Source organism: Paenibacillus sp. 01T424 (assembly GCF_056398745.1).
This window is the reverse complement of record NZ_JBFTPZ010000104.1, coordinates 1-1,718: the sequence shown is the minus strand read 5'-3', so window position 1 is coordinate 1,718 and position 1,718 is coordinate 1. Positions and strand designations below refer to the sequence as shown.

The following is a 1,718-nucleotide window of genomic DNA, read 5'->3' as shown; positions in this document are numbered from 1 at the left end:
ATTCAAGGTATGCCGGGATGGCTGCACGACAGAAGAGTTTAGCTTAGCGAACTCAATCGTTTCATCGCTAGTCAGATCAAGCTCGCGTATGATCCGCTGATGCCAATACGAAGCCCAGCCTTCGTTCATAATCTTGGTCTCGATTTGCGGTCAGAAGTAGAGCATTTCATCGCGAAGCATAGATAGAATGTCGCGCTGCCAATCCTCCAGAGTAGGGGAGTATTCCTCAATGAACCAGATGTGATCTTTTTCTGGCCGTGGCGGAAAACGTTTGGCGTCAGCGGCCTGCGATTGAGCGGCTGATGCGGCGGCAGCTGTGCGATCCGGGTCCAGATTCCACAAGTCATCATAAGAGGAGGAAGGGATATTCCACTCCGAGCGCTCGCTGTCCTTTTGCACCATCTCGATATAACGTTTCTTATCTAATTGATAAGGCTTGATGAGCGTAGGATCGACATGCTCTTGAATGGCAAGGATCGCATCGATAAACTTCTCGACCGCCTCCGTGCCATGATCCACTTCATATTGATGAATACGATCCGCTGTAGCAGACATGCTCTCGACCATATTGCGATTGGTTACACCAAAGCGAGCGTTATTTTTGAAAAAATCACAGTGAGCGAGCACATGGGCGACGATGAGTTTATTTTGAATTAAAGAATTTCCTTCAAGAAGAAAGGCGTAGCAAGGGTTGGAGTTAATAACGAGCTCGTAAATCTTACTCAAGCCAAAGTCATATTGTAGTTTCATTTTATGGAAAGTTTTTCCAAAACTCCAATGACTAAATCTTGTAGGCATACCATAAGCACCGAATGTATAAATGATCTCTGCAGGACAAATCTCATAGCGCATTTGATAGAAATCTAATCCAAAACCTTTTGCAATTTCTGTTATCTCATCAATTGAACGCTCTAATGCTCGAAGTTCGTCGGGGCTCATCAGGATACCTCCAAGTTTTCATATTTATTGGAGTTTGTCTTAGCGAAACTTCAATGATTAAATCTTGGTTAATAGTTGTTACTTGGAGAGTTAATGGTTATTTTTTTCTTATCTAGTAAACTCGCTAGAGGCGGTGACAAATATCAATCTTAGTTGGCATTGTAGATTGATACAAAATGGTTTGTGTATAAACAAAATGAAGCATCAAAAGAAAAAATTTTTGAAGTCAAACTAACTAACGTAGGGAAGAGTTGCCTGGCTATAAATAATATTAAGATTAGAAATAAGTTTGATTCTCTCTAAATAAAGCGAGCATAGTTATATTAGAACACTTGGGTCGCCTTAAAATTTATAGTACTCTTATAATATATGCATAAGTTAACAGTCACGCGAGATGCTTATGGGGAGTCAGGAATATATAATATATCCTGTGATATAGTCAATTACATGGAAAGCGAGTCTAATAAAAAAAGGATTTTAGTTCATACTCCTTATGAGAATTACTATATGATGGGGACATTGAAATATTGGTCTGTTGTGCTTAATACTAGTGGATATAAATTTTTAGATTTGGATAGGAATATTCTAGTTAATGTAGATAATATAGTTTTGATGAGTAATACTACAAAGGAAGTATATTTTGATTTGAAGATAGATAAAAATTCTATGAAATGTGGAATAGCTTTTCATAAATACTCAAAGTATAAAAGAATTATCTTATCGTTTAATCCTAACATAATAATAGTTTAGTGAAGGTGAAGTGCACCCCTTAGAATAGA

General features: G+C 38.0%; 1 protein-coding gene and 1 pseudogene. One reads left to right on the top strand and one right to left on the bottom strand.

What is annotated here, in order from left to right:
• A pseudogene (locus AC1DPK_RS34080) lies at positions 1 to 939 on the bottom strand (SpoVR family protein); the annotation flags it as partial.
• 369 nt (positions 940 to 1,308) lie between these two features.
• Between AC1DPK_RS34080 and AC1DPK_RS34075 the strand changes: the two are divergent.
• Positions 1,309 to 1,689 (top strand): LytTR family transcriptional regulator DNA-binding domain-containing protein, encoded by a 381-nt coding sequence (locus AC1DPK_RS34075; protein ID WP_441887249.1) that lies wholly within the window; start codon positions 1,309 to 1,311, stop codon positions 1,687 to 1,689.
• The last annotated feature ends 29 nt before the right edge of the window (positions 1,690 to 1,718 follow it).